The sequence below is a fragment of the Streptomyces sp. NPDC003393 genome, assembly GCF_053589015.1.
The window spans coordinates 26,702-50,377 of record NZ_JBSFRB010000047.1; the positions used below are offsets into that span (position 1 = coordinate 26,702).

22 protein-coding genes and 1 pseudogene are annotated in these 23,676 nt (G+C 71.1%); 12 read left to right on the plus strand and 11 right to left on the minus strand.

Going from position 1 to position 23,676, the window contains the following annotated elements:
- Nucleotides 1-27: 27 nt before the first annotated feature.
- The 6 genes from ACWDUZ_RS32685 to ACWDUZ_RS32710 form a co-directional block, all read right to left on the minus strand.
- Nucleotides 28-2,235, minus strand: coding sequence for a xanthine dehydrogenase family protein molybdopterin-binding subunit (locus tag ACWDUZ_RS32685; protein WP_451635425.1), 2,208 nt, complete (start codon nt 2,233-2,235; stop codon nt 28-30).
- Nucleotides 2,232-3,224, minus strand: a complete 993-nt coding sequence (locus ACWDUZ_RS32690) for an FAD binding domain-containing protein (RefSeq protein ID WP_451635426.1) — start codon at nt 3,222-3,224, stop codon at nt 2,232-2,234. Before ACWDUZ_RS32690 ends, ACWDUZ_RS32685 begins: the two co-directional genes overlap by 4 nt.
- Nucleotides 3,208-3,660, minus strand: a complete 453-nt coding sequence (locus ACWDUZ_RS32695; RefSeq protein WP_451635427.1) for a (2Fe-2S)-binding protein — start codon at nt 3,658-3,660, stop codon at nt 3,208-3,210. Before ACWDUZ_RS32695 ends, ACWDUZ_RS32690 begins: the two co-directional genes overlap by 17 nt.
- A gap of 268 nt (nt 3,661-3,928) precedes the next feature.
- Nucleotides 3,929-4,414 carry a lipocalin-like domain-containing protein gene (locus ACWDUZ_RS32700; protein ID WP_451635428.1) on the minus strand — a complete coding sequence of 162 codons (486 nt, stop codon included), beginning with the start codon at nt 4,412-4,414 and terminating at the stop codon, nt 3,929-3,931.
- Nucleotides 4,415-4,484: 70 nt separating this feature from the next.
- Nucleotides 4,485-6,065: an aldehyde dehydrogenase (NADP(+)) gene (locus ACWDUZ_RS32705; RefSeq protein WP_451635429.1), complete on the minus strand. Its 1,581-nt coding sequence runs from the start codon at nt 6,063-6,065 to the stop codon at nt 4,485-4,487.
- Entirely contained in the window at nt 6,062-6,694 is a 633-nt protein-coding gene (locus ACWDUZ_RS32710; protein WP_451635430.1) for an isochorismatase family cysteine hydrolase, read from the minus strand. The genes ACWDUZ_RS32705 and ACWDUZ_RS32710 overlap by 4 nt, the downstream gene beginning before the upstream one ends.
- A 116-nt stretch (nt 6,695-6,810) precedes the next feature.
- On the opposite strand from ACWDUZ_RS32710, the gene ACWDUZ_RS32715 reads away from it, so the two are divergent.
- From ACWDUZ_RS32715 to ACWDUZ_RS32730, 4 genes are all read left to right on the plus strand, one after another.
- On the plus strand, nt 6,811-7,458 hold the full coding sequence (locus tag ACWDUZ_RS32715) for a TetR/AcrR family transcriptional regulator (protein WP_451635431.1): 648 nt from the start codon (nt 6,811-6,813) through the stop codon (nt 7,456-7,458).
- A 186-nt stretch (nt 7,459-7,644) separates the two neighbouring features.
- The gene (locus ACWDUZ_RS32720) at nt 7,645-7,782 is read left to right on the plus strand and encodes a hypothetical protein (RefSeq protein WP_451635432.1); all 138 of its coding nucleotides are present in this window, start codon (nt 7,645-7,647) and stop codon (nt 7,780-7,782) included.
- Nucleotides 7,775-8,527 (plus strand): LLM class flavin-dependent oxidoreductase, encoded by a 753-nt coding sequence (locus ACWDUZ_RS32725; RefSeq protein ID WP_451635433.1) that lies wholly within the window; start codon nt 7,775-7,777, stop codon nt 8,525-8,527. Before ACWDUZ_RS32720 ends, ACWDUZ_RS32725 begins: the two co-directional genes overlap by 8 nt.
- Nucleotides 8,528-8,733: 206 nt before the next feature.
- A complete protein-coding gene (locus ACWDUZ_RS32730; RefSeq protein ID WP_451635434.1) occupies nt 8,734-9,429 on the plus strand; it encodes a type 1 glutamine amidotransferase domain-containing protein in 696 nt (231 codons plus the stop codon).
- Nucleotides 9,430-9,611: 182 nt separating this feature from the next.
- Here the strand turns inward: ACWDUZ_RS32730 and ACWDUZ_RS32735 are convergent, their stop codons facing one another.
- Entirely contained in the window at nt 9,612-10,424 is an 813-nt protein-coding gene (locus ACWDUZ_RS32735; RefSeq protein ID WP_451635435.1) for an aldo/keto reductase, read from the minus strand.
- On the opposite strand from ACWDUZ_RS32735, the pseudogene ACWDUZ_RS32740 reads away from it, so the two are divergent.
- The 5 genes and pseudogenes from ACWDUZ_RS32740 to ACWDUZ_RS32760 form a co-directional block, all read left to right on the plus strand.
- A pseudogene (locus ACWDUZ_RS32740) lies at nt 10,420-10,926 on the plus strand (MmyB family transcriptional regulator); the annotation flags it as partial. The gene ACWDUZ_RS32735 and the pseudogene ACWDUZ_RS32740 overlap by 5 nt on opposite strands.
- A gap of 264 nt (nt 10,927-11,190) precedes the next feature.
- Complete coding sequence (locus tag ACWDUZ_RS32745; RefSeq protein WP_451635436.1) at nt 11,191-12,222, plus strand: NAD(P)H-dependent flavin oxidoreductase; 1,032 nt, start codon at nt 11,191-11,193, stop codon at nt 12,220-12,222.
- A gap of 83 nt (nt 12,223-12,305) precedes the next feature.
- Nucleotides 12,306-13,220, plus strand: a complete 915-nt coding sequence (locus tag ACWDUZ_RS32750; protein WP_451635437.1) for a LysR family transcriptional regulator — start codon at nt 12,306-12,308, stop codon at nt 13,218-13,220.
- Nucleotides 13,221-13,417: 197 nt separating this feature from the next.
- A complete protein-coding gene (locus ACWDUZ_RS32755; RefSeq protein ID WP_451635438.1) occupies nt 13,418-14,395 on the plus strand; it encodes a D-cysteine desulfhydrase family protein in 978 nt (325 codons plus the stop codon).
- Nucleotides 14,396-14,816: 421 nt separating this feature from the next.
- Nucleotides 14,817-17,015 (plus strand): SpoIIE family protein phosphatase, encoded by a 2,199-nt coding sequence (locus tag ACWDUZ_RS32760; protein ID WP_451635439.1) that lies wholly within the window; start codon nt 14,817-14,819, stop codon nt 17,013-17,015.
- Nucleotides 17,016-17,474: 459 nt separating this feature from the next.
- On the opposite strand, the gene ACWDUZ_RS32765 is transcribed toward ACWDUZ_RS32760, so the two are convergent.
- The gene (locus ACWDUZ_RS32765) at nt 17,475-18,665 is read right to left on the minus strand and encodes a YbfB/YjiJ family MFS transporter (protein ID WP_451635457.1); all 1,191 of its coding nucleotides are present in this window, start codon (nt 18,663-18,665) and stop codon (nt 17,475-17,477) included.
- A 463-nt stretch (nt 18,666-19,128) separates the two neighbouring features.
- Between ACWDUZ_RS32765 and ACWDUZ_RS32770 the strand changes: the two genes are divergently transcribed.
- Nucleotides 19,129-19,737: a TetR/AcrR family transcriptional regulator gene (locus ACWDUZ_RS32770; RefSeq protein WP_451635440.1), complete on the plus strand. Its 609-nt coding sequence runs from the start codon at nt 19,129-19,131 to the stop codon at nt 19,735-19,737.
- 152 nt (nt 19,738-19,889) lie between these two features.
- Here ACWDUZ_RS32770 and ACWDUZ_RS32775 read toward each other — a convergent pair whose 3' ends face one another.
- Both ACWDUZ_RS32775 and ACWDUZ_RS32780 read right to left on the minus strand, forming a co-directional pair.
- Nucleotides 19,890-20,465 carry a CGNR zinc finger domain-containing protein gene (locus ACWDUZ_RS32775; RefSeq protein ID WP_451635458.1) on the minus strand — a complete coding sequence of 192 codons (576 nt, stop codon included), beginning with the start codon at nt 20,463-20,465 and terminating at the stop codon, nt 19,890-19,892.
- A 177-nt stretch (nt 20,466-20,642) separates the two neighbouring features.
- Nucleotides 20,643-21,098 (minus strand): MarR family winged helix-turn-helix transcriptional regulator, encoded by a 456-nt coding sequence (locus ACWDUZ_RS32780; protein WP_451635441.1) that lies wholly within the window; start codon nt 21,096-21,098, stop codon nt 20,643-20,645.
- A gap of 409 nt (nt 21,099-21,507) precedes the next feature.
- On the opposite strand from ACWDUZ_RS32780, the gene ACWDUZ_RS32785 reads away from it, so the two are divergent.
- Nucleotides 21,508-21,942 (plus strand): MarR family winged helix-turn-helix transcriptional regulator, encoded by a 435-nt coding sequence (locus ACWDUZ_RS32785; RefSeq protein WP_451635442.1) that lies wholly within the window; start codon nt 21,508-21,510, stop codon nt 21,940-21,942.
- 74 nt (nt 21,943-22,016) lie between these two features.
- Here ACWDUZ_RS32785 and ACWDUZ_RS32790 read toward each other — a convergent pair whose 3' ends face one another.
- Entirely contained in the window at nt 22,017-22,781 is a 765-nt protein-coding gene (locus tag ACWDUZ_RS32790) for an SDR family NAD(P)-dependent oxidoreductase (RefSeq protein ID WP_451635443.1), read from the minus strand.
- A gap of 247 nt (nt 22,782-23,028) precedes the next feature.
- Between ACWDUZ_RS32790 and ACWDUZ_RS32795 the strand changes: the two genes are divergently transcribed.
- The gene (locus tag ACWDUZ_RS32795) at nt 23,029-23,616 is read left to right on the plus strand and encodes a TetR/AcrR family transcriptional regulator (protein WP_451635444.1); all 588 of its coding nucleotides are present in this window, start codon (nt 23,029-23,031) and stop codon (nt 23,614-23,616) included.
- Nucleotides 23,617-23,676 lie beyond the last annotated feature (60 nt).

The following is a 23,676-nucleotide window of genomic DNA, read 5'->3' on the forward strand; positions in this document are numbered from 1 at the left end:
GGTGTCATGTCGTCCGCCTTCCGCCTCTCACAGCACTTTCTCGATCGTGACGGGCAGCGAACGGATGCGGCGGCCCGTGGCGTGGAACACCGCGTTGGCGATCGCGGGAGCGATGCCGACCAGGCCGACCTCCCCGATGCCCTTGGTGCCGATCGGGTTGGCGGGATCGGGGGAACCCACGAAGGCGACCTGCATCTCCGGGACATCGGCGTTGACGGGCACCAGATAGTCACCGAGCGTGGCGTTGGCGACGCGGCCCGACGGCGCATCGCTGACGGTCTCCTCGAGCAACGCCATGCCGATGCCGCCCACGGTGCCGCCGATGATCTGGCTCACCGACGTCTTCTCGTTGAGGATGCGGCCGCCGTCGACGACCGAGACCGCGCGGGCCACCCGCAACCGCCCGAGTTCACGGTCCACGTGCACCTCGACGTACTTGGCCCCGAACGCCCCCGCCGGCGCCATGCCCAGTTCCTTCGCCTGCTTGGGGACGCTCTCGCCCTCCGCGGTCAGCTCCGCCAGGCCGTGCCGCGTGAGGATGTCGCCGTACGACTCCCCACGGGCCGGGTCGTCGCCCCGGTGGATGACACCCCGGTCGACCTCCACATCGTCGACCGAGCACCCGCGCAACGGCGAGTCGGCGTCGTCCGCGACCAGCGCCAGGAAGTCGGCGATGAGCCGGCGGCACGCCTCGTACACCGCGCTGCCGACGGAACTGGTCAGTCCGGAGCCCCCTGTCTGCGGGGCGCGGGGCATCGACGAGTCGCCCAGGCCGAACGTGACCCGGTCGACGTCCAGTCCCAGCAGCTCGGCGGACAACTGGGAGAAGACGGTGTACGCGCCGTTGCCGATCTCCGTACCGGCGCTGCACACGTAGGCGGTCTCGTCCCGCCGCACCGTCGCGCGTGCGCCGCAGCGGGCCCGGAACCACGGGTATGCGACGGCTGCCAGACCGTAGCCGATCAGCACGTCGCCCTGGCACATCGAGCCGGGCTCCGGGGTCCGCCGCGACCATCCGAAGAGTTCCGCGCCGTGCAGGAGGCACTCCTTCATGGCGCGGCTGCTCCAGGGCAGCCCCAGCTGCGGATGCACGGTGGCGTCGTTGCGCAGGCGCAGAGCCAGCGGATCCATGCCGAGTGCGTAGGCCAGTTCGTCCATGGCGCATTCCAGCGCGTAATTGCCTGTCGCCGTTCCCGGCGCCCTCATCGAGTTGGGCACCGGGATGTTCAGCCGGGCCTGGATGTCTCTCGTGGAGGCGTTGGGGCAGGAGTAGGCGGCGGCGGACACGGCTGCCGTGGGCTCGAAGTTGTCGTCGTCGATCGCCGTGGCCGTCAGCGCCTCGTGGTCGACGGCGAGCAGTCGCCCGTCCCGCCTCGCGCCGAGACGAACTCTCTGCCGCCCCTTGGGCCGGTGCCCGACGGCCGTGAACATCTGCGGCCGGGTGAGGACCAGTTTGACCGGCCGGCCGGTCTTCCGTGCGGCCAGCGCCGCCAGAACGACGTGCGGCCAGACCCGCAGACCGGCGCCGAATCCTCCGCCCACGTAGGGCGCCGACACCCGGACGCGGTCCTCCGGGATGCCGAAGGCCGCGGCCAGGGACGTCTGGTCCAGGGAAACCCATTGAGTCGAGTTGTCGACCAGCAGGGTGTCCCCTTGCCACCGGGCCACGGTGGTCAGGAGCCCCATCGGGTTGTTCGTGTTGTCGCACGTGAGATAGGTCTGGTCGACCACCACGTCGGCGGAGGCCAGCGCCCGGGAGACGTCGCCCCGTTCCGCGTCCCGGCCCCAGGGATTCGTCCTGTGCGTCGCGCGAGGGTCGTCCACCTCCAGGACGGTCGGCGCCGGCTCATAGTCCACCCGGATCAGACCGGCCGCCTCGGTGGCCTCCTCGAAGGTCTCCGCCACGACCACGGCCACGTGCTGGCCGTAGTGGAATATCATCTCGTCCTGGAGCGGAGCGGGTGGCGAGACACCCAGAGGCGTGTCAGGGGCCCGCTGGAGCGGACCGGCGTTCAGATGCGTGATGACGCCGATGACCCCGGGGGCCCGCTCGGCTGCCCCGGTGTCGAGGCCCCTGATCCGGCCGGCACCCACCGTGCTGCTCAGGAGGACGGCGTGGGCCATGCCGGGGTAGCAGAAGTCGTTGGGGTACGGCGCCCTGCCGGACACTTTCAGCTGCCCCTCGACGCGGTTGCGGCCGCTGCCGAGGAGGGGAGGGCGGAAGAGCGTCGTCATGAGCTGACTCCTGTGACGGTTCGCAGCGCGCGCACCAGGGTGCGTTGCGCGAGGGGCACCTTGAACCCGTTCAGCGGCCGGGGCTCGGCCCCGGCCAGCGCCGCCTGCGCCGCGGCCCGGAACACCTCGGTGCGTGCCGTGGCTCCCGTCAGCACGTGCTCCGCCTCGAGCGCCCGCCAGGGGACCGTGGCCACTCCTCCCAGGGCCACCCGGGCCGAGTGGATGACGTCGCCGTCGAGTACCACGGCCACCGCTGCCGAGGCGAGCGCGAACTCGTAGCTCATGCGGTCGCGCACCTTGAGGTAGTCGGAGCGGGCCCCCACCGGCAGAAGCGGCACCTCGACGGCGGTGATCAGCTCACCGGGGCGCAGGGCGTTCTCCAGGTGCGGCGTGTCCGACGGGGTCCGGTAGAAGCGGGTGACCGGGACCGTACGGCCACCGTCCACGTGCCTGGTGTGGACGACGGCGTCCATGGCGATCAGCGCGACCGCGAGGTCGGAGGCGTGGGTGGCGATGCAGTGCTCGCTCGTCCCGAGTACGGCGCTCGTACGGTGGAATCCCGTGATCGCCGCGCACCCGGTCCCCGGCGCGCGCTTGTTGCACTGCGCCACGGTGTCGTCGCGGAAATACCTGCACCGTGTGCGCTGGAGGAGATTGCCGCCGATGGTGGCCATGTTGCGCAGCTGGACCGAGGCGCTGCGCAGCAGGGCTTCCCGTACGAAGGGCAGGCGCTGCGCGACGACCGGATGAGCCGCGAGTTCCTCCATCGTGGTCAGAGAGCCGATGAAGAGGTTCTCGCCCCTTCGCTCGATCTCGTGCAGCGGGAGGCGGGTGATGTCGATCAAGCGGCTGGGGCGCAGTACGCCGTCCTTCATCAGATCGAGCTGGGTCGTCCCGCCGGCGAGGTAGGCGGCGGAACCGTCGGCCCCCGCTTCGGCCAGCGCTGTGGGGATGTCGTCGGTCCACGTGTACTCAAACGGCCGGACCATGACCACCAGCCACCTCCTGTATGGCGGAGACGATGTTCTGGTACGCGCCGCAGCGGCAGATGTTCCCGCTCATGTACTCGCGGATCTCCGCTGCGGATCCCGTCCTGCGCTCGGCCATCAGCGCGAGAGCGGACACGATCTGTCCGGGGGTGCAGTAGCCGCACTGGAAGGCGTCGTGCCTGAGGAACGCGTCCTGCAGCGGATGCGGCGTCGCGCCGTCGCCGATCCCCTCGATGGTGGTGACCTCGCGGTCATGGCACTGCGCCGCGAGAGTCAGGCAGGACAGGACGCGTCTGCGGTTCACGTGAACGGTGCACGCACCGCAGGTGCCGGCGTCGCAGCCCTTCTTGGTACCGGTGAGGCCCAGCCTGTCCCGCAGGGCGTCCAGCAGGGTCGTGCGTGTGTCGATGTCTACCGGATGCTCTTGCCCGTTCACGCGGAGTGTGAAGTGTGCCTGCCGGACGACCTCTCCGTCGCGTGGCTCCACTCGAGAAGTCATGACGGTCCTGCCTTGTGCGCCCCCCTGCGAGTGCCTGCGCCGGCAGGGGATCGACCCGGTCCCTTGCCGGCGCGTGTGCGCTACGAAAAGCCCGCGCTCCACCGGTACGCCAAGTTCTGAACACCATACGGGTCCCCGAGCATGTCGGCACCCGGAAGCCTCGGGGCCCGTCGCCGGCTGCGGGACGACCGGGTGCGGGCCGTGGTCAGGCCAGCCTGTTCCAGACGAGGACGGCCGTGCGCTCGGCACCCCAGATGCGGGTGGGAGTGGCCACGCTGAGCTGCAGGAACGACCCGGCGAACTGCACCTTCCGAACCTGGGACCGGCCGATCCAGTTCGGGAAGAGGCTGGTCGTGACGTGGTGCTCCACCGTGTCGGCATCGACCACCTCGTACGGGCCGCCGTAGGCGACGTAGCCGACCGCCGCCAGGGCGAGTTCGTCGCTCGCCGCGTCCTCCAGGCGCCCCGAGCTCAGGTGCGGCCGGTCATCTCGCCCGAGCTGAGCGGACATGTATCCCTCGGGGGTGTAGATGATCAGGCCGTACGGGGCCGGCCCGAGCGGCTGGACGACCTCTCCGCCGGCGTCGGCGGCGGTGTACGACACGAGTTGCCAGGCGCCGAGCAGCCTCATGCGGACCTCGTTGCGGGCCTTGGACTCGTTGCTGTCGGCTGCCAGGTCGGTGACGGTCACGGAAGGATTCCTTTCTTCTCGCCGATGCCCCGGCCCCGCCCGGCGAGCGGACGGGGCCGGGGCGATCCGGTCAGTCCTGGGTGAGTTCGCCGTCGACGACCCGCCACAGGTGCAGCGGGTTGGCCTCGCGCAGCGGCTCCGGCAGCAGCTCGTCGGGGAAGTTCTGGTACGTGACCGGCCGCACGAAGCGCTCGATGGCGCCCATGCCCACGGAGGTGAACCGGCTGTCGGACGTGGCCGGGAACGGGCCGCCGTGCGTGGAGGCGTAGGAGACCTCCTGCGGTATCGAGAAGGCGTTGAACACGATGCGGCCCGTGCGGCGCTCCAGGATCGGCAGCAGCTGCTCGGCGGTGGCGCGATCGGCCGCCTCCGCGTGCAGGGTGGCCGACAGCTGTCCACGGAAGGCCCGCGCGGCCTCGATCAACTGCTCCGGCCCGGTCAGCCTGACGAGCAGGACGGCGGGTCCGAAGACCTCCTCGCGCAGCGCGGGTTCGGCCAGCAGCCGCTCCCCGCTGACCTCGTACAGCAGGGACTGGCCGTCGCAGGCGGCGGCCGGGGCCGGCCCCGCGGCGACGCGGGTCGCGCCGCCGTTCTCCAGGCGCTGCGCGCCTCGGGTGTACGCGTCGTGGATGCCGGGCGTGAGCATGGTCCGCGCGCTCACCTTCTCGATCTCGGCGCCCGCCGCGCCGCGCAGTTCGCCGAAGCCGGGACCGTCGACGGCGAGGAGGACGGCGGGCTTCAGGCAGGCCTGTCCGACGTTGTACATGGCGCGCTGCACGAGGCCGGCGCCGATCTCCGCGCCACGCGCCGCGAGAGCGCCGGGCAGGACGAACGTGGGGTTGACGCTGGTCATCTCGGTGAACACGGGGATCGGGTCCGGGCGCTGCTGGGCCCGGCGGTAGAGGGCCATGCCGCCGGCCTCGGATCCGGTGAAGGTGACCGCCCGTACCAGGGGGTGGTCCACGAGTGCCTCACCGATCTCGTTGCCCGCGCCACGCAGGAGGGAGAAGACGCCTTCGTGCAGCCCCGCCTCGGCTACGGCCTCCTGGATGACCCTGCCCTCGATCTCGGAGGCGCCCGGGTGAGCGTTGTGGGCCTTGACGATGACGGGGCATCCGGCCGCCAGGGCGGAAGCGGTGTCGCCGCCCGCCACCGAGTAGGAGATCGGGAAGTTGCTCGCGCCGAAGACCACCACGGGGCCGAGGGCCACCTTCTGCAGCCGGTGGTCCAGGCGCGGCGCGGGCTGCCGCTCCGGCTGTGCCGGATCGATGGTCGTCTGCAGGAACCGGCCCTGCCGGACGACGGTGGCGAACTTGCGGAAGACACCGGCGGAACGGACGGCCTCACCCTCGAACTGGGCTGCGGGCAGGCCTGTTTCCAGGGCCAGACGTGCGGCCAGTTCGTCCTTGGCCGCCTCGAGCTTGTCGGCGATGAGATCGAGGAACGCCGCCCGCTCGGCGAGCCCGGTGTGGCTGTAGCTGTCGAACGCCTCGTCGGCGAGGCGGACCGCACGGTCGACCTCGGACGCGCCGCCGAAGGCGAACTCCGGCTCGGCGAACTCTGCGGTGGCGGGGTCGAACGCCTTCATGGTTCCCGCGGTCGCGGGCACCCGGGACGCCCCGATCAGCAGGTCTCCGGTGAGGGTGGTCATGCGCGTGCTCCCTTGAAAGCGGTGGTGAGCTCTTCGGTGGTCGTGATGGCGTGGGCGTAGGTGGGCCCGTTCAGCTCGTGCGCCGCGCGCATCATCTCGGGGAGATACGCCGCGGTGGCGTCGCGCACCAGCGTCACGTGGTAGCCGAGCTCCATGGCGAAACGGCCGGTGGACTCGATGCAGGTGTTCGCCAGCAGGCCCACGAGCACGACGTGGCTGATGCCGTGCTGCTTGAGCCGGAAGTCCAGATCCGTGTTGGCGAACCCGCTCTGCGCCCAGTGCTCCTGGACGACGGCCTCGCCCGGTTGCGGCTGGAAGTCCGGGTGGAACTCGCCGCCCCAGGTGCCGCGGGCGAAGCTGTGGCGTTCCATGATGCCGAGCTGGGTCGGGTTGGGGTGCTCCCATGTCTCGTAGTCACCCGGCTCCCAACGGCGGTGCGGGACGAACACCACTCGGACGCCGCTCTCGCGGGCGGAGGCGACCACGCGGCGCAGGTGCTCCAGCAGCCCCACCTCCCGCGCCACCGGCTCCAGACGCGGCCAGATCTTGCCGCCCTCCGAGAGGAAGTCGTTGAAGGGGTCGACCAGCAAGACGGCCGTGCGCCGGGGGTCGTAGGTCGTGGTGGTCACGGTTCTGCTCCGATCTGGATGATGAGCAACATCCTGATTTCAGATTACGGTCGTCATCCTGAAAGTCAAATGACGGATGGGGAAATCCCGTTTCCCAGGGAGTCGACGTATGATGTATGTCATCCAGTTGTACGGTGGCCGCACTGCGCCACCCCCACGAACGGCAGGTCGAGATGGGCCATTCGCAGGCGGAGAAGGCGGCGACCCGCGAACGGGTGCTGCGGATCGCCTCACGCAAGATCCGTGCCGAGGGCGTGACCCGCCCCGGCGTCGCGGAGCTCATGAACGAGGCGGGACTGACCCACGGCGGTTTCTACAAACACTTCCGGTCGCGGGACGATCTGATCCTCCAGGCCGCGGCGTTCGCCCTCGCGGAAGGCACCGCGAAGATGGAGCGGTCCGCACGGAAGAACGAGGACGACCCGCGAGCGGGCCTCATCGACGCCTACCTCGCCAAGCGGCATCGGGACGCACCGGCCACGGGTTGCGCGCTGGTCTCCCTCGGTGCCGCCGCCGGTCGCGGCGACCAGCATTTCAAGCAGGCGTACGAGAAGCAGGTCCGCACCTACCTGGACCTGATCGCCGGCCTGGACGGCGACGCCGAGGACGCCCGGGCGGAGGCGATGGTCACGCTCAGCGCCCTGGTCGGCGCCGTGCTCATGTCCCGGGCGGTGGAGGACCGGCAGTTCTCCGACGAACTCCTGGAGACGGTCACCGCCCAGCTGGCGCGACGCTCATCCCGCGACACCTCTCCGGCCACCTGACACGTGTTCCGGCCTCAGGCCGGAACGTACGGGCCCCCTGCATCGCACACCGGCGCACGGTGTGCGATGCAGGGGGCCTTCGCGCAGGGCGGCGGCCGCGCCGTCGCGGTTGATGTCGGCGTCCTCGATGCATCCCCGTAGGGCCCACCTGGATCGGGGTGAGCGGCAGTCCGCACTCCGTGCTGCGTGCCGCCCGCCACGGACTTCAAGTACGACATCATGCACCTGCCGCGCCGGACCCGCGCCCGCACCATCGAACTGCTGGGCCACGAAGTCGCCCCGCGCGTACGGGAACTGCTCACCAAGGAGTCCACCCATGTCTGATCCCGTGTTCGGTCTGGACACGTTCGGTGAAGTGCCCGAGGACGACTCCGGCGTCCTCGTCTCCCACGCGCGGGCGATCCGGCAGCTCGTCGACGAGGCCGTGTTCGCGGACGACCTCGGCGTGGACGTCCTCGCGCTCGGCGAGCACCACCGCCCCGAATACGCCGTCTCCACCCCCGAGACCGTGCTGGCCGGCATCGCCACCCGCACCCGACGCATCCGGCTCTCCTCCGGTGTGACCGTCCTGAGCTCGGACGATCCCGTCCGGGTGTACCAGCGCTTCGCGACGGTCGACGCGCTTTCCGGCGGCCGGGCCGAGGTCATCCTCGGCCGCGGCTCCTCCACGGAGTCGTTCCCCTTGTTCGGCTACGACCTGAGCGACTACGACACGCTGGTCGAGGAGAAGCTCGACCTCTTCGTCCGGCTGCTGGAGGAGAAGCCGGTCACCTGGAAGGGCACCGTGCGGGCCCCTCTGCACAACGCCGAGGTCTTTCCCACCACCGAGTCCGGACGCCTGACCACGTGGGTCGGTGTCGGCGGCTCACCCCAGTCGGTGATCCGCACGGCCCACTACGGACTTCCGCTCATGCTGGCCGTGATCAGCGGCTCGGCCGGGCGTTTCGCCCCCTACGTCGACCTCTACCGGCGCGCGGCGGGGCAGTTCGTCCCCGCGTCGGAGCGCGGCCGGGCGGTCGTCGCGGCCCGGTCCGCCGCCGCGGCCGCACCCGCCGGGGCGGCCCACTGATCGTCCGGTACGGAGTCGCGGTCCCTCCCCGGCCGGGAGACGGGCCGGATGCGGCGCGGTGGAAGGGCTGCGGACCGACTTGCCGCACCGTGACGCCGGGCGTGGAATGAGTGAAAAGCTCCTCACATCCCCGGCTCAGCGCAGGTGAGCCGATTCCCCGCCACACCCGTGTTCGCGCGCTGTTGGGCGGCCAGGAGGTAGTTGCCATGGCGAAAGTCCTCTTCATCGTGAGCGGCGCGACGTACTGGGTGCTCAAGGACGGCTCCAGGTACGCGACGGGTTACTGGGCCGAAGAGTTCGCGCTGCCGTACAAGAAGATCACGGAGGCCGGTCACGAGGTCGTGGTCGCAACCCCCGGCGGCGCCGTCCCGAACGTCGACATGATGAGCCTGCGTCCCTCCATGGCGGGCGGTGAGGAGGGAGCCCTGGAACTGGAGGGCATCATCCGCTCCGCCGAGGTGCTGCGGCGTCCGCTCAAGCTGTCGGACGTCCGCCTGGAGGACTATGACGCCGTCTATCTGCCCGGTGGTCACGGCCCGATGGCGGACCTGGCGTTCGACGCCGATGCCGGCCGCCTGCTGACGGCGCAGCTCGCTTCGGGCAAGCCACTGGCCATCGTGTGCCATGCGCCTGCGGCGATCCTCTCCACGCGGATCCACGGCGAGTCACCCTTCAAGGGCTACCGGGTCACCTGTTTCACCGACGAGGAGGAAGAGGCCGTCGGACTGGCTCCCAGGGCGCCATGGCTGTTGGAGACCGAGCTCAAGGACAAGGTCGGCATCGACTTCAGCCGCGGCCCGATCTGGGAGCCGTACATGGTGGAGGACCGGAACCTGATCACCGGGCAGAACCCTCATTCAGCGGCCGTTCTCGCGGACCGGCTGTTCGAAGTCGTCAAGTGACCGACCGCCGCCGGTCGCCGCCCAGCCGTCCGCGCCGGCCGTCAGAAGTGGCCCACGCGGACGGACCGTTACAGGCTTCGGCGGCACGCGCCGCCCGTCCGAGGTGGTGGGAGACGGACGGCACGGGTGCGCGCCGTGACCGGCCAAGGCTCCACTCGCGGGCTGGTACACGGTCCGGCCGGTCAGTAGCGGGCGCCGACGGGTGCCGGGACGGCGTCGAGGTCGGCAAGGTCGTCGGGAGACAGCCGGAGGTCCGCGGCGGCCGCGTTGTCGGCGAGGTACCTCGGTGTCTTGGTGCCGGGGATCGGCACGATGTGCGGGCCCTGGGCGACCAGCCAGGCCAGGGCCACCTGTGCCGGGGTGGCGCCGATCCGGTCGGCGACACCGCGGACCCCGGCCGCGATGTCGAGATTGGCTCGCAGGTTGTCCTGCTGGAAACGCGGCAGACGTCGCCGCTGGTCCTTGTCCGGCAGTTCGTCGAAGGAGGCGAAGCGGCCGGCGAGGAAGCCACGGCCCAGAGGCGAGTACGACAGCAACCCGATGCCCCGCTGGACGCAGTAGGGCAGGACCTCGGCCTGGACGTCGCGGGTCCACAAGGAGAACTCGGACTGCGCGGTGGTGACCGGGCGCACGGCCTCGGCGCGCCGGATCTGCTCGACGTCGACCTCGGACAGGCCCAGGTAGCGCGCCCTGCCGGCCGTGACGGCCTCCGCCAGGGCACCCCAGGTCTCCTCGATCGGGACCTCGGGGTCGACGCGGTGGAGCTGGTAGAGGTCGACATGGTCGGTGCCCAGGCGGCGCAGACCGGCGTCGATGGCCGCACGCACGTGCTGGGGCCTCCCGTGCGGCCTGACCAGTGGAGAACCACCGGCGTCGGCGGTAGCGTCGATTGCCTCCAATCCGACCTTGGTGGCGATCACCGCACGGTCGCGGCGGCCGGCCAGAGCCCGGCCCACGAGTTCCTCGTTGGGGTAGGGGCCGTAGACGTCGGACATACTCGCCGCCAACCCCGGCGGGCTACAGCTCTACGCCGGCATCGACGACTGGCCGGCGAGGCAGCGCAAGCTCGCCCGCTACTACTTCCTCCACCCCGCCGCCCGCGATGTGTTCCCCGAGTGGGACACCCGGATCCGCGGCTGCGTCGCACGGCTTCGAGCCCTGGCGGGCACCGACCCCGATGCCCCCGACCTCGCCCGGCTCGTCGGCGAGTTGCTGCTGAAGAGCGCCGACTTCGCCCGCCTGTGGGAGCGCTACGACGTCAGGCCCCACCGCCCCGGCACCAAGCACTTCCACCACCCGAAGGTCGGCGGCCTGACCCTCGGCTACCAGTCGATGCAGCTCGACGGCACTCCCGGACACCGGCTCGTCGCCTACTACGCCGAGGCGGGGAGCGCGGACCACGACGCCATGGTCCTCCTCGACATGCTCGGCACCCAGAGCACTGCCGGGTCCGCCGACCACGCCGCTGACGGAGACCGACGCGACCCGACCCGTTAGGTGCCCTCCCGTGGAAAAGCCCGAGGACGGGCCCGTCCGTGTCCGCCACCTGCGGTAGGAGCCCGAACCTCTCAGTGGAGAGAAAGCACGTCATGGAAAGACCTCGATGGGTGGCGCATGGTGACCTCAACGGCGTGACAACACCTGCCTCCCAAGTGCCGGGAAGCCCGTCGCGCCGGGGTCGCCTCCCGCCGCCGCGCGGGCCGGCGAACACGGACCGCGGCCGTCGCGCCGTTCTTCATGGGAAGGAGCAGGAGATCCCCGATGGCTTCATCGCTCACCGATCTCGGACTCGAGACGCCGGTTCTGGCGGCACCGATGGCAGGCAGTCCGACCACGCCCGAACTGGTCGTCGCGGCGGCCGGTGCCGGCGGCCTCGGCTTCATCGCCGCCGGCTACAAGACCGCTGAGGCGCTGCGCGGACAGATCGCCCGCGTCCGCTCCGCGGGCGTCGGCTTCGGGGTGAACCTGTTCACTCCGAACCGCGTACCGGTGGATCCCGGGGCCTTCCGGGCCTTCGCCGACGCGATCGCACCGGAGTTCCGCTCCTACGGTCTGGACCCTGCGCACACCCGGCCCGTCGAGGACGACGACCACTGGGCGGACAAGCTCGATCTTCTGCTCTCCTCCCCCGTACCGGTCGTCAGCTTCACCTTCGGCCTTCCGGAGGCCTCGGTCGTCACCGCCTTCCGGAGGGTCGGAACACTCGTGGTCCAGACGGTCACCTCGCCGGTGGAGGCGCGCGCGGCCGCGGAAGCGGGCGTCGACGTACTGGCCGTACAGGCTTCGGCCGCGGGCGGCCACTCGGGCACGTGGACCCCGCAGCGCACGCCGCCCGCCGTGCCCCTGCCCGACCTGCTGCAGGCGGTGCGCAAGGAGGTGTCCGTGCCGCTCGTCGCCGCGGGCGGCATCGGCACACCGCACGCCGTGGCCGAGGCGCTCGCGGCCGGGGCCTCCGCGGTCATGGTGGACACCGTCCTGCTGCGCGCCGACGAAGCCGGGACGTCGGAGCCGTACCGGAAGGCGCTTGCCGACCCGCAAGGCCGTGGGACCGTGGTGACGCGGGCGTTCACCGGCCGCCCGGCACGCGCACTGGGCAACGACTTCACCGACCGGTTCAGCGCCCTGGCCCCGGACGGTTACCCCGCCCTGCACCACCTGACGAGCCCGCTGCGCAGCGCCGCGGCGGCGGCCGGCGATCCGGAGCGGATCAATCTGTGGGCGGGGACGGGCCATCGTCACGCGACGGCGGAGCCAGCCGCTCGGATCCTGCAGAACCTGGCCTGCCTGGTGTGAGGGACGCAGAGCCTCGGCGCGCACCCCCGGAGCCGAGCGCCTCCGCCGACAGGGCGTCCTCTCGGCACACGTACCATGATCCCGTGGAACTGCGCCAGTTGCGGTATTTCCTCGCGGTCGCCGAGGAGCTGAACTTCGGCCGCGCCGCGAGCCGGCTCCTGATCGCCGGGCCGTCCTTGTCCCAGCAGATCAAGGCGCTGGAACGCGATCTCGGGGTGCGACTGTTCGACCGGGATCGCCGCTCGGTCAGCCTGACACCGGCCGGAGCCGCGCTCCTCCCGCGTACGCGTGCGCTGGTGGACAGCGCCGACGAGCTGCGTTCCCTCGCGGCGAGGATCGCCGGTTCCGAGCCGGTCCGGCTCGGCCACGTCAGCTGGCTGCCCCCGGACCTCACCGCGCGGACCTCGGCCGTGGCACGTGTACATGTCGACGCCTGGGTCGCTCCTTCGCACACACAGGCCGCCCGGGTCGCGGACGGCAGCCTCGACCTCGCGGTGTGCTGGATCCGCCGGGAGGACCTGGCCGCACGGCGGCTCGACTCCCGGCTCCTCGGCGCCGATCGACTGTACGCGGTCTGCGCCGGCCATGACGCCTCCGCCGTCCGTGCCCAGGACATCGCGGTGCTGCTGGACGACGACGCCACTGCCTGGCCTTCCTGGAACGCCTACGCGGAGCGACTGGTTCGGGACACAGGCGCCCGTGCGGTGCACATTTCCGACGGCGGCGTCACCGGGCCGGCGTTCTTCGACCATGTGCGCCGATCGGCCCGACCGATCCTCAACTCGCCGAAGTCTCAGACCACCCCGCTCCCGCCCGATCTGGTCGCACGCCCCGTGGTGGACCCGCAGGTCTACTGGACCTGGTCCCTGGTATGGCGGCGCGACGAGACCCGCACCGCCGTCCTGAGCACGGTCGACGCGCTGACGGACCACCTCGCGGACCTGGGCATCCATGCCCCCGAGGCGTGGCTGCCCGAGGACGACCCGAACAAGCGGTAGGCATCTGCTGGGCTGCGCCGCCCGCCGGTGACCGACCCCGGGTGCGCCGCCATCACAGGGTCCGCCCGCACGGCACGACGCAGGAACCTTCGCCCCTGATGGTTCCGCACATCGACGTCTTCCGGATGCTCGGGCGGGCGGAACGCCGTCCGGTGCGCCGGACACATCCCTGACACACCCACCCACAAGGAGCAGCGGTGACCACCCTCCCTCCCCCACGTGTCGGCCTCGGCACCTTTCCCACCCCTGTCGAGCCGCTCCCCCGTCTGGCCACCGCCATCGGCCTGCACCCCGATGACCTGTGGGTCAAGCGGGACGATCTGACCGGACTCGGCGGCGGCGGAAACAAGATCCGCAAGCTCGAATGGACCGTGGGGGCCGCCCGTGCCGAGGGGGCCGACACGCTGGTGACCACGGGTGCCGCGCAGAGCAACCATGCTCGCCTGACCGCCGCGGCGGCCGCCCGTCTGGGCCTTGAGTGCGTGCTGGTCTTCCCGGGGTCCGCACGCACGTCGCACTCGGGCAACCTGGTGCTCGACGGTCTGCTGGGTGCGCGTGTCGTCTGGGCCGGCGACGTCGACGCCGCCGCTCTGTCGGAGGAGGCGGCCGTCGTCGCCGAACAGCTGCGCCGTGCGGGGAAGCGGCCCGCCTTGATTCCGTTCGGGGGCTCGAGCACCCTCGGCGCGCGCGGATACCTGCGATGCGCCGAGGAGCTCGAGGCCGAGGTGCCCGGGCTGCGGCACACCGTGGTGGCCGCGGGCTCCGGCGGCACGATGGCGGGACTCGTGGCGGGTCTCGGAGCGGACCGCGTGCTGGGGGTGGACACCGGGGCCCGTACGGGGATCGCGGACGCGGTGTGCGCGTTCGCCGCCCCGCTGGCCTCGGCGGACCTCACCCCCGAGCTGCTCAGGATTCGTCACGACCACATCGGTGAGGGGTACGGCGTGTTCACCGACGAGGTGGCTGCCGCCCTGTCGCTCGCCGCGCGGACCGAGGGGCTCATCCTCGATCCCGTCTACACCGGCCGCGCGATGGCGGGGCTCGTCTCCGCCGTGCGCGACGGGAACATCAGGCCCGGGGAGAAGACCGTGTTCCTCCACACCGGAGGGCTGCCGGGGCTGTTCGGCCACCAGGACGCCGTGGCGTTCGCGGAGGGACGCGTCAGCGGCCAGTAGGGGCTTCTCGGTACGACCGGCACCGGGGCAGGGCGTCTCTGTCGCCGGCGATGCGGTCCGATCGGGCCCCTTGTGGGACGACTGACACGACACTGTCGGCCACACATGCTGCCGCAGCCCTCGGCCCGCCTGGTGCTCCCGTCGTGCCTGGCTCCCGGAAAGGGTTCCGGCCGCTTGTGGAGGGAGGCGCACCGAACCGGACGGCGACCGTCGCGAGCCGATGGTGGGCGCCGGACGGCGAGTGGTGTGACACCAGCCGACGGTGCAGGATTGGAGCCGGACCAGCCGGCAGATGATTGCTCGTCGCCTGAACGCGAGAAACGGGGCAGATCCCCTCCCGACACCACCTCTTCGCGCTGGAGGCAGTTCTCTCGTGACCAGCACCGAACCAGTGCCAGGCCGGAATCGCAGCGGCGGCCCTGTGATTGGCGGCGCGGATCTCGCGGAGGTGCTCCACAGCGCCGTCCGGAGGGCCATGCACCGGTTGAACGCCGTCACGGCGGCGGTCTACCTGCTCGACGAACGCCGTGGCGAACTCCGGCTGGCCCTGGCCGCCGGAAGTCCGCCGTCGCTCTTCACCTTCGCCGGACGGATGATGCTGGGCGCACCCCGTGCCACGGTGCGCGCCGTCGAGTCGGGGACCACGGCCGTTCTCGTCGACCCGGATCCCGCCGAGCCGGACCAGAAACATGTCAAGCCCTATCCGTACATAGCGATGTCAGCGCCGGTCATCGCCGGTGACCGGCGCTTCGGTGCCCTGACCGTGCTGCGCTCGGAGGACCTCGGCACCTTCTCGACCACCGAGCAGGACGGTCTCAGGGACATCGGCGACGAACTGGCAGCCGCCCTCGCCGCGCTCGTCGAGGACGGCGTCACGGTGGCGGCAGGCCCGACGCCCCTGTTGATCCCCCCGGAGTCCCGCATCGACACGAGCGTGTGCACGCCCGGCTGGGGCGTGCACGGCACGCCGGGTTCCTCGGGGACGAGCATGATGTACCCGTTGCGGCGTCTGGCCGATCTGGTCAACCGGGCCATGACCATGGACGAGGTCGTCGCGGCGGCCCAATACTGCGTCATGGCCCCGCTGCGCGCCCAGGCCCTGGTGCTGGCCTCCGCCGCCGAGGGCCGTCTGTGGGTGCTGGGCCACTGCGGGGCCTCCTCGGACATCGTCCGCGGCCTCCATGGCCTTCGTATGAGTGAGCACACACCGGCGACCGAGGCGTTCCGCGGGCGGCCGCTGTTCGTCTCCGAAGACCCTCTGCCGACCGCCGGCAGCCTCTCCGCCGGGGAGCCCCACACCGTGGCGTACGTGCCGCTGAGGGGCGACGGCCGCCTCGTCGATCTGCCCGGGGCCGGCAAACCGCAGGTTGTCGGCATCTGCTGTCTGGCCTTCGACGCCCCGCGCGACTTCCCGCCCGAGGAAAGGGCCGTCCTCGACATGATGGCGGGCCTGCTGGGCGGGGCGGTGGACCGCGTCCAACTGAGCGCGCGGCAGCACGCCGTCGCCGAATGTCTGCAGAGGACTCTCCTGCCTCCCGTGCTCCCCGATCTGCCGCGCCTGATCACCACGGCCCGGTACCAGCCCGCCACGGTCACGTCCAAGGTGGGGGGCGACTGGTACGACGTGATCAAGGTGGCGAACGGCCGGGCGGTGCTGGTCGTCGGTGACGTGGAGGGCCACGCCATGGAGAGCGCCGCCGTGATGGGGCAGGTGCGCACCGCCACGGCTTCGTACGCCACCGAGGGGCACCGCCCGGCCGCGGTGATCGAGCGCACCGGCAGACTGCTCGGGCGACTGCATACGGATCTGACGGTGACCTGCTGCGTCGTCGCCCTGGACACCACGGACGGCACCGCCGAGGTGGCTCTCGCCGGGCATCCGCCGCCCCTGGTGCGGGGACCCGACGGGAGGATCGGCGTCCTGGACGCGCCGGCCAACGTTCCTCTGGGCGTGTGCTCGGGGCGCGCTTTCCAAGGACGTGAGCACACCCTGGAGTCGGGTGCGCTCCTGATGCTGTACACCAACGGTCTCGTCGGCTGGGACCCGGCCGATGCCGACGCCCGCGGCCGGGCGCTGCTCGGCGCGGGCGCGCCGGGGTCCGCTCCCGATCTCGAGCGGCTGGCGGACCTGGTCATCTCCGAGGTGTCCGCCGCCTGGCAGCGACGCGATGACGCCGTCCTGCTGCTGGCCCTGTACCAGGGAGCGAGGGACCAGGGCGAGCCTCAGGTGGGGTGCATGCGCATTCAGCGCCACGACCTGCGCGGGGTCAGGACCGCACGCAGGTTCGTGCACGACCGCCTGAGTTCATGGGGGCTGGAGAGCATGTCGGACGCGCTGGAGTTGGTCGTCTCGGAGACCGTCACCAACGCGCTCGTGCACGCCGGCAGCGACGTCGACGTACGTCTTCGGGTGTTCGCGGATCACATACGCCTGGAGGTACGCGATTCGGACAGCAACCCACCGGTTCCGTCGCCCCTGGCACTGGCCGAGGAGGAGAACGCGGAAGCGGAACACGGCCGCGGCCTGCTCATCGTCGAGACTCTGGCCGACATGTGGAACAGCTCCCCCAACGGCATGGGCAAGACGGTGTCGGTGAACATGCCCATCACCCGGCCCTGAGCCGGCGGCCGGGCGCCGGCTCGGGGCCCGAGGACGTCAGTCCGCGACGGACCCGGCCGTGCGCGACAGGCAGGGACCCGTGTCCTTGTCGTCTCGCGGTGGCCGGGCAGTTGTCGGCGGGGCCGGCATGACCGTACCGGGAAGACGCATGACCGTACCGGGAAGACGGATGCGGCGCAGTCGAGGGGACTCGTCGTCGGACTGGCGTCGCTTCATGACTTCTCCCGTGGAGGTGTCGACGTGTGATACCCCCCGGCGGCGGACACGGCACGCCGTACGGCCAGGTGGGGCGCAGGTGCTTTGGGACAACCACCGTCGACGTCGGCTCATTCCGTGACGGCCGGGAACTCCCTGTGAATGTGATCACTTGAGGGCGTCGACACGGCACGACCTGACGGTACGTCACTTCCTGCCGCGAGCCGCCCCGAAGTCGCCGAGTGGCCGACCGGCCCGGCGCGGTCACTCGGCCGACCGGGCCTCGCGGGCATCCACAGAGGCGAGCTGATGTCCAGGGGCCGGTTCCCGCTGCACTCCCTGTCGTCCCGGGCCGGGCAGGTGGTGGGGGAATCCGATACGCAGGACGAAGGCGGCGAGAGCAGCGGCCAGGACGACGACAGCGGCCAGGAGGAGCGCCTGATGATAGCCGTGGTGGAGCAGTGGGGCGGCGGCGAGCGGGCCCAGGATCTGCCCGACCGAGTAGCCGGCGGTCAGGAGCGCCACGGCACGGGGGAACCGCAGGTGCGCGCCCGCTCCGAGAGCCAGCGTGCTGACGCCGATGAAGGTGCCGCCGAAGAGCGCCGCGGAGATCAGTGCGGACGCCACCCCGCCGACCAGCGCCGGCAGCGCGATGCCCACGGCCTGCACGGCCAGCGCGGCCAGCAGCAGATCCGGGCGGGACCAGCGGCGCCCCAGCGCCGCCCAGAGCGCGGAGGACGGGATGGCCGCCAGCCCCACCAGCACCCATGAGCCGCTGCCGATCCAGCCGGGTGAGGTCTGTTCGACGGCCGCGACCAGGAAGGTGCCGGCGATGATGTAGCCGACGCCCTCCAGGGTGTAGGAGGCGAACAGGGCGCCGAACCAGCGACGGGTACGCGGACCGGCCGCCCGGTGCGGTGCTCCGGAGACGGGCGCGGAACCGGCCGGCCGTGCGCTCGGCTCGGGCCGCAGCTGCCAGGCCGCCGCGGTCAGCGCGACCGCCAGGGCCGCGGAGGCCCACCACGCCGTCTGCCAGTCGCCGACCGTACGCAGTATCAGGACGAGCACGCCCGACAGGGCGATACCGGCGCCGACCCCGCCGAACGCCCAGCCGGGCAGCTGGGCCGGGTGGTCGCGCAGATGACTGAGCAGTGAGCTGACGGCGATCACGAAGATCAGCGCGCTGAAGGCTCCGGCCCCCAGGCGCAGGAGGAGCCACACGACAGGGGTGCGTGTCAGGGGCATCGCCGCGAGAGAGGCGACGAGCGCGACCATGCAGCCACGCAGCACGGCTGTGGAACGCACCAGGGCCGGCAGCAGCGTCCCGGCCAGGGCCCCGATCAAGTACCCCGCGTAGTTGGCGGTCGCCAGGTTGGCTCCGGCCCCGGCCGACAGGCCCGCCTGGACGTGCATCAGCGGCAGGATCGGGGTGTACACGAAGCGGCCGACGCCCATGCCGGCCGCCAGCGCCGCGGCGGCCTGGGCGACGTGGAGCCACGGCGAACGCGGCGGCCGGCTCGCGGCGTGCGGAAGGCCTGGGGACGGCGTTGCGGTCACGCGGTGTACCTCTGCGATCCTCGAAGCGTCAGTGACGGCGCAGGGTGCATGCGCCGCTGGCCCGGCGCGGCTTCGCGGCGCCGCCGGGTCATCTGCTGCGGCAGGACGCGTGAGGCCGTGCGTCGCGGGCGTCGGCGCGGGCACGACGGCCCGGTCCGGGCAGCCGCACGGTCACGGGCGGTCCCGGACGCAGCGCTCACCCTGATCACCACGTGCCCAGGGTGCCTCCGAGCCCCCCGCCTCCGCCACGACCGGCTTCCTTCCTGCTGGGAGGCTCCGCCTCCTAGAGTCGGCGACCGTCACGTCAGCAGGGATGATGCCCCCCCTACCGGCGATAGTCGATCGGTCATATACTGCAGGCATGGGCAGGACAAGTGATGCGAAGGAAAAGATTCTGACCGCTGCGCACTCACTGATCGAGCAGCGCGGCTACTCCGCTCTGGGCGTGGCCGAGATCTGCAAGGCGGCGGGCGTGCCCAAGGGCAGCTTCTACTACTTCTTCGAGTCGAAGGAGGCCCTCGCCCTCGCGGTCATCGACGAACACTGGGCCGAGGAGCGACGCGCGTGGGCTCGAATCCTCGACGGGGATGCCGAGCCGCTTGAGCGGCTGCGGCAGCTGTTCGAGGCCACGGAGGCCACTCAGCGGGCCGGCCAGGAGAGCTGCGGAGCGATTTCCGGCTGCCTGTTCGGCAATCTCTCCCTGGAGATGAGCAATCAGACCGAGGCCGTACGGGAACGGCTCCAGGAGATCTTCGAGGCCCAGGCAGAGATGGTGGGCAAGGTCATCGCCGAGGCGCAGGCCCGCGGGGAGGTGGCTGTGACGGATACGCGCGCGGCCGCCCAGTCGGTCGTCGCCCAGCTCGAGGGCCAGGTGCTGTTCGCGAAGCTCTACAACAACACCTCCCTGCTCGGCAGCCTGTGGGCCAACTGCCTGGCCCTGCTGGGCGCCCAGATGCCGGCTCAGGTCTGAGGCTCACCACCAACCACCGATGCCGCCGTCCGCCGGCCGGACGCCCCGTCGACCGGGCAGCCGTTCGCGCGGGCCGCGCCGGCCTCGGCGACGTGACGCCTCCAGCGTCCGGAGCGGTCGCGCGCCGTGTACGGCGCGGCCCGCGTCAGCGTCTACCGGCCCGAGCGTACCGGCGAGGCCGACCGCGCCTGCGTCCGCTTGCGCGCCCGATAGGCAGCGGCCTTGATCCGGTTTCCGCACGGGTCCATGGCACACCACTCCCGGCGGCTGCCGTGCGATCGGTCGAGATAGACCTGCGTGCACTCGCCCCTGCTGCACTCCTTCAGCAACGCCGCGTCGGGTCCGCCGAGCAGTTCCACGGCCTGCCGGGCGATCGACGACAACGCCTGCTGTGGCGTCGCCTCCACCCGACGGCTCCCGCGCCGGGTGAGCTGCGGAACGGCGGACGGCATCCGCGCCGCGTCGTTGACCAGCGCCAGAGCATGGGCGTCGTAGGCGTCGTCCGCCAACGTGGCCGCGACGAGCAGATAGACCGCCTCACGGAGGGCGATCGCCTGCTCCAGGTCCGCCGGAGTGCACGACACGTCCACGTCGACAAGACCCGACTCACGGAACCAGACCTCGAGGCTCTCCGGAGAGGTGAGCATCTCGGTGGGCACCGCGTTGCGCCGCGCGCGCAGGGTGCCCACGAAGTCCAGCACCGGGGCACCACACTTGAAGGAATGCATCATGTCACCATTCTGACAGGTGACGAACGACACGACAAGAAGCAGACCCCCAGCGCGCCCTACGGGAAGTCCGTCACCTCGACGGCACGTACCTCACCCTTCAAAAAGGTGTCGCCGCGCACACGCAGAGGGTCACGCCGGGCAGCCGAGGGCGCTGCTTGATCCGCATCAGAGCTCCTAGCCAAGCGCTATGCGCTCGAGCACCTGCGTGGCCGCGGGGATGTCACAACCCTCCAGGCGGGAGAAGATGTGACGTCGCACGCTCGCGAGATTCGTGGGCCAGGCCTGCTTCAGCTGGGTCCAGCCGGAACTGGTGAGGGACACGAGCCAGGCCCGTCCGTCATCGGGAGACTTCTGCCGGAGCACGAGCGATCGCTTCTCCAGACGGTTGACCACTCGGGTCATGCCACTGAGAGAGAGCCCGCAGGCCTGGGCCAGCTCACTCATGCGCAGTTGGTTGTCGGGTGCTTCCGAGAGGTGGACCAGGACCATGTACTCACCGCTGGTGATCGACTGCTCCTTGAGCATGTCGGCGTCGACGACGCGGGACAGTTGCGTGATCACCCTGCCAAGAGCGCGCAGGAAAGCCTCCTCGTCACGGCTGAGAGGCTTGATCGTCGTGGGGTCCGCCATGGGCACAGTGTAAGTGCCGGGAACCGGCCGCCCGCGAGGGGTCACGACACGAGCGGTAACCGTCCCGCGCCTTGCCCGAGCAGGAGTTGACCACCGGTTCACCTGGCGCGATCCGAGGTTTCGCGATCCGGGGGCCCGGGGGCCCGACGACGGCCGGCCGGGCACGACCGCAGGGGCGACGCGTCGCCTCGCCCTGCGGCGACCGGAACACCTCGCCCAAGCGGTCGGCACGCCTGCCCGCGCGCCGGCCGGTGTGGTGCTCCGAGGGCGACACAGGTGGCCTCGGCCACCTACGTCCTATACGGTTGCTTGGGCAAGCAATCCACAGACCTCGGAGCGACCCGAGAACGGTGCGAAGTGAGGTTGTGTCGCCATGACCCCGAAGCCCATGTCGGCCAAGGAAGACCCCGTGCGACCGCTCACAGCGGACGAAGAAGCCGTCGTCCGGTCTCTGCCCGGTCTCATCTACGCCCTGCCCCGCGCCATCGACGCCGACATGACGCGTGAGCAGCGGCTGTCCAACACCGAGTACCTGACTCTGATGCACCTGTCGGAGGCGCCCGCACGGCGGCTGCACATGGGAGACCTCGCGAGCGCCTGCGAGATGTCGCTCAGCGGCATGACCCGGGTCGTGGGCCGGCTGGAAACCGAGGGCTTCGTCCGGCGCAGCCAGTGCGAGCGCGACGGCCGCAGCTGGCACGCGCACCTCACCGACGCGGGCCTCACCCGCCTCCAGGAAGCGTGGCCGACCAATCTGTCCGCCGTTCGCAGGTACTTTCTCGACCACTTGGCGGGCCTGGACCTCAGAGAGCTCGCCATCGCCTTCCAGAAGGTCGCCACCTGAGCAACCCGTACGCCCGCCCCCTCTTCCCTGTCACGCCCGCTGCCGGGATCCGCGGGCGCTCGCGCCGCGGGCCTTCACCAGGTCTGCTCGCCGGCGCGCACGAGGATCTCGTTGACGGCGACCCGCCGGTCCCGCGTCACGATGTAGGAGACGGCGTCGGCGATGTCCTCGGGCCGCAGGAGTTCGATGTCCGCGATCTGCCGCTCGATGGCCTGGCGTATGCCGTCGCGCAGGTGCGTGCTCAGCTCGGTCTGCACCGTGCCGGGCTCGACCACGCTCACCCGTACGCGCTTCTGGCTCACCTCCTGCCGCAGTGCTTCGGTGAAGCCGTTGACGCCGAACTTCGTCAGGTTGTAGACGGCTGTTCCGGGACGGGCGACCCGGCCCCCGGTGCTGCTGATGTTGACCAGATCCGCCACGCCCCGCGGCGAGTCCTGGGCGGCGCGCAGGAGGAACGGCAGCGCGGCGTGCGTGACGTACAGGACTCCGTGGACATTGACCTCGAGCATGCGGTCCCACTCCTCCAGCGGTGAATCGACCGCCTGTCCGGCGCCCATGTATCCGGCATTGTTGACGACCGTGTCCAGGCGGCCGAACTCGGCCACCACACTCTCCACCGCGGCTTCCGCCTGGTGCCGGTCGGTGACGTCGGCCTGCGCCACGAGGGCCGTGCCGCCATCCGCCCGGATCGTGTCCGCGAGCGCTTCCAGCCGCTCGCGTCGCCGTCCGAGGACGGCGACGACAGCGCCTTCCGCCGCGAGGCCGCGCGCGGTCGCCTCGCCGATGCCGCTGCTCGCTCCGGTCACCAGAGCCACCGTGTTCTTCAGTCGTGCGGACATGTGTCGTCGCCTCTCCGTGCGGTGGACGCGGCTTCGGGGCCGCAGGATGTGGAAGCCGAGGGCACGCGGTGCGGGTCGGCCTTCGTCATGTGGCTTCGGGCGCCGTGAGCAGGCCGCTGACGGACGACCGGTGCAACGACCGCTCGCGGAGCCGTCGTCGGGGTAGCCTTTCAACCGGAACCAGTTCCGCTTGAGACGATAACCGGAACTGGTTCCGGTTACAAGCTCGCCGGAAGGGAGACAGAACTTGGCCGGCAAGGACCGGGACGGCGACGGGCGGCAGGACAGGCCGCTGCGCGCGGACGCGCAACGCAACGAGGACAGGCTGCTGAAGGCCGCGGCGGAGGCCTTCGCCCGGGAAGGCACGGACGCCTCGGTCAAGGAGATCGCCCGCGCCGCCGGCGTAGGCGTCGGCACGCTCTACCGCCGGTTCCCCTCCAAGGAGCTGCTGATCGAGGCGGCGTACCGGCAGGAAGTACGGCTGCTGTGCGAGGCGGCGCCGCAGCTGTCGGCGGACCGGCCTGCCGGGGAAGCGCTGCGGACCTGGATGGAGCGCTTCATCGACTTCATGGCGGCCAAGCACGGCATGGCCGACGCGCTGCGCGTCGTGCTGACCGATGACGGCGAGCGGCTGCAGACCCGCGCGGACCTCGTCGAGGCGGTGCGGCATCTTCTCGCCGCCGGTCAGGGGGAGGGCGTCGTCCGGCCGCGGGTGCAGGCGCAGGACGTACTCATGGCGCTCGGCGGTGTCAGCGTGATGACCGACACCGAGCGGCGACGCGGCCTCGCCACAGCACTCATCGACCTGCTGCTGCACGGCGTCCTGACGGACTGAACAGGCACGGCCGGCGCCCAGGTGGCCGCACGACCTCGGAGATGAGAGCTGGTCCGAGGT